This window comes from Candidatus Cloacimonadota bacterium, assembly GCA_034661015.1.
GTDB lineage: Bacteria > Cloacimonadota > Cloacimonadia > JGIOTU-2 > JGIOTU-2 > JAYEKN01.
Genome location: JAYEKN010000155.1, coordinates 1 through 3,098, shown reverse-complemented (window position 1 = coordinate 3,098; position 3,098 = coordinate 1). Strand labels below are relative to the sequence as shown.

Genomic DNA, 3,098 nt, shown 5'->3' with positions numbered 1-3,098 from the left:
TCGCTTTTATAATTTCCTTTTTTTTACCATATCCGCTATTCTCTCAAAGGCATCATCCACGAGTTCGTCTCTTTTGATAATCGGGATTTCGCTACCATCTTCCATCCACCATCTAAATCTTATCGTTTTTTCCATAATTTGGACACCGCCTTCCTTTGAATATGATTTTTCCGGTAAATATGCTTGATTTTATCCAATATTTAAACAAGTAACTATTGGAAATACTCCATATCGTCCACGTCTTTTGTTGACCTTATCATAATGTTTCTAATTCATTAGAAACTTTCTTCAAATCATTATGGAAGTCTGTGAAATCCTCTAAACTTCTACGAATAGTAAAATTCCTTTTGTATAATTTGCCTTGTCTATGTAGATCAATTTCTTCATCAGCATCAAAATCATCAACATACTTAGTAAATTCTTTAGCTTCAAATGGGCGAAGTAAGATTATCATATCTACACCACCGTCAGTCCATCTCTCAATTTCACCACATTGAATATTATCTTCTTTGAATAAATATACATTGAAGTCATTTTCTTCAAAGAAGTTTTGTAATTTTTCATTAGTCATAATTTCCCTTCTTTGGTTTATTACAAGTAGTCAAGCAGGCAAGGTGAACGATTTACTGGTGGTTAGCACAGAGTAGAGTTCACCTTTACTAAACTATTATCTGCTTTATTATTCAATTATTTTTTTATAATATTTGGTAACATTGCCAGTTTCAAGTGTTACTGAATGTCCTGTTTTTCTAATATGAGAATAGATTTTGTTTCGCAATTTTTGCATTCTATTCTTTGCTGTTATGTCCATTGTTGCATCCCAATCGCAATCATCACACTGAGCATAAGCGTGAACAATGCCGTATTTTTTATTCATAATCATAATTTTTCCTTACTTTGCCTGCTTGATTTTCATTTTTTTCCTTGTCGTAGATAACAATGTTACACGAAACAAAAGCCCTGAAAGAGCTTATGCCTGATTCCATAAAGCCGTAGTATTTAAACATTCTTTGCAAAAATATACAGCTACCGCACAGCAATCGTGAGGCCAATAACCACCTTTTCCTTCATTATCATGAAAATCTGTTACGAACTGTTTAAAATCTCGTGGATATATGACTTTTTCATCAATCCCTTCGTGTGCTACAAATCCTATTCTTGCTATTCCTCCACAATGAACACATTTTGTTTCTTTGGGGAATCTTTCTTGCCAAGTTTTTTCTAATCCTTCTTTACCAAGTGTTACTTTCATTTTTTCTCCTTGCCCTTTCAGGGCATTTTATAACGCATAACAAATGTGTCAGCGTCTTGGTTTACGGTGTTCTTCACGCCAATCGTTCCGATTGACAGGTTGACCGTTTCTACCTCACAAAACTGTTTAAAGTGCCTACACAGAGCCACGGACTAAGGTATCATTCATAGGTATGATAACTAAAATAACGTAGCAAATGAATGCTTAGTCTAGTCAATATGGGTTTTTTACAAGCCCCTTCCTAAATCTATGATTTAGTTGGAGAGGGGGTAATTGACTAACTTGCGGTTTTGAACAACAAAACAATAATAGACTATCCGCCTTTATATACCTTAACATATTGCCTATATTTTTTACCTATTTACTACTGCCCAAACGATGTTTTTCTTGACACCTATTTTATTATTCTTTCTTTTCCATTATTTCCAAAAATGTTTTTCACCGGTCCTGTGAAACCTTGTAGGTATTGTAATACCAGTCATTCATAACGACAAAAAAATGTTTAGCACCATGTCCTGTTGCGTCAATAACTCACGATATAGCCGTAGCGAAATTTGACGTTTTTTGACTTTGTTTTTGAAAATGTTTTTCGCCGGTCCTGTGAAACCTTGTAGATATTGTAATACCAGTCATTCATAACGACAAAAAAATGTTTAGCACCATGTCCTGTCGATTCCGTATATGCCTCATCAATAGTATATTGCGGGTTTTGGTTTTTTCCCATTATTTCCAAAAATGTTTTTCGCCGGTCCTGTGAAACCTTGTAGGTATTGTAATATCAGCCATTCATAACGACAAAAAAATGTTTAGCACCATGTCCTGTTGCGTCAGTAACTCACGATATAGCCGTAGCGAAATTTGCCGTTTTTTGACTTTGTTTTTGAAAATGTTTTTCGCCGGTCCTATGAACCCTTGTAGATATTGTAATACCAGTCATTCATAACGACAAAAAAATGTTTAGCACCATGTCCTATCAAATTATTTCACGGGTTTTTTCTTGACACTGATTTTATTATTCTTTTCAAGGGCAAATCCCCCTCCCCCTGTTCAGAAATTCTTGGCACAAGAAAACATCCTACATTATCATTGCTAATAAATTCTTTAAAAGAAAGGTCCCTTATGATTTTTACTAAATTTGATAACCTGCTCGGCGATGCAACCGATTTATTGCCTCTGTTAAGCGAACAACATCGGGACTAGCAGCTAGCTATATTCTTGAATATTTACGAACGTATCCATTTAACTTTTGTCTCTCCGTGCCATTAACATTTACATTATCAAGAGCGTTTATCCTCTCATTGTTAATCTGAGATTGCTCTTCGGCTCGACCAGCAATTTCCTGTGTTCGCTGTAAAGAATCAATCATGTTTCTCATAATATCGAACTCATTTTGATTTCTGGATTTTTTGACAGAATAATGCCCCTTCTTCCGAATCGATGGAAGGACTTCACTAGTAACCCATCTTCTGAATTTCTTTGCTTCAGGTTTCCGGGATCTGATAATCAAAGTATACAACCCTGATTCGTTGACATAATTAGTTTCTCCTGCACGCCCTAAGCTAAACTTAGTGTGTTCGTCTGTGTCTAATCTACTCATCGCCACTGTAACATTTGATATACCTAACGCATCGCAAACATCTTTAGCAACAAACAATATTTCACCATTAACTGTTTTGGCGCGTAACTCTCCAAATACTTCGTGGGTAAATTTCATTATTGTACCTTCTTTCTTATTATTTTTAACATGCTCTTCGGCTCGACCAGCAATCTCCTGTGTTCGCTGTAAAGAATCAATCATGTTTCTCATAATATCGAACTCATTTTGGTTTCTGGATTTTTTGACAGA

5 protein-coding genes are annotated in these 3,098 nt (G+C 35.3%); all 5 read right to left on the bottom strand.

The features are described 5' to 3' along the window. Window positions 1-6: 6 nt before the first annotated feature. Window positions 7-135, bottom strand: coding sequence for a hypothetical protein (locus U9P79_06095; protein MEA2104193.1), 129 nt, complete (start codon window positions 133-135; stop codon window positions 7-9). Window positions 136-256: 121 nt separating this feature from the next. Further along, complete coding sequence (locus U9P79_06090) at window positions 257-571, bottom strand: hypothetical protein (GenBank protein ID MEA2104192.1); 315 nt, start codon at window positions 569-571, stop codon at window positions 257-259. Between the two features lie 108 nt (window positions 572-679). Beyond that, complete coding sequence (locus U9P79_06085) at window positions 680-883, bottom strand: hypothetical protein (protein MEA2104191.1); 204 nt, start codon at window positions 881-883, stop codon at window positions 680-682. 87 nt (window positions 884-970) lie between these two features. Then, window positions 971-1,252 carry a hypothetical protein gene (locus U9P79_06080; GenBank protein ID MEA2104190.1) on the bottom strand — a complete coding sequence of 94 codons (282 nt, stop codon included), beginning with the start codon at window positions 1,250-1,252 and terminating at the stop codon, window positions 971-973. Window positions 1,253-2,459: 1,207 nt separating this feature from the next. Then, the coding region (locus tag U9P79_06075; protein ID MEA2104189.1) for a Bro-N domain-containing protein at window positions 2,460-3,098 on the bottom strand (639 nt) is incomplete at its 5' end.

Coding starts and splice junctions, on each gene's coding strand:
- U9P79_06095 (MEA2104193.1), bottom strand. CDS start 135: ATGGAAAAAACGATAAGATTTAGATGGTGGATGGAAGATGGTAGCGAA.
- U9P79_06090 (MEA2104192.1), bottom strand. CDS start 571: ATGACTAATGAAAAATTACAAAACTTCTTTGAAGAAAATGACTTCAAT.
- U9P79_06085 (MEA2104191.1), bottom strand. CDS start 883: ATGATTATGAATAAAAAATACGGCATTGTTCACGCTTATGCTCAGTGT.
- U9P79_06080 (MEA2104190.1), bottom strand. CDS start 1,252: ATGAAAGTAACACTTGGTAAAGAAGGATTAGAAAAAACTTGGCAAGAA.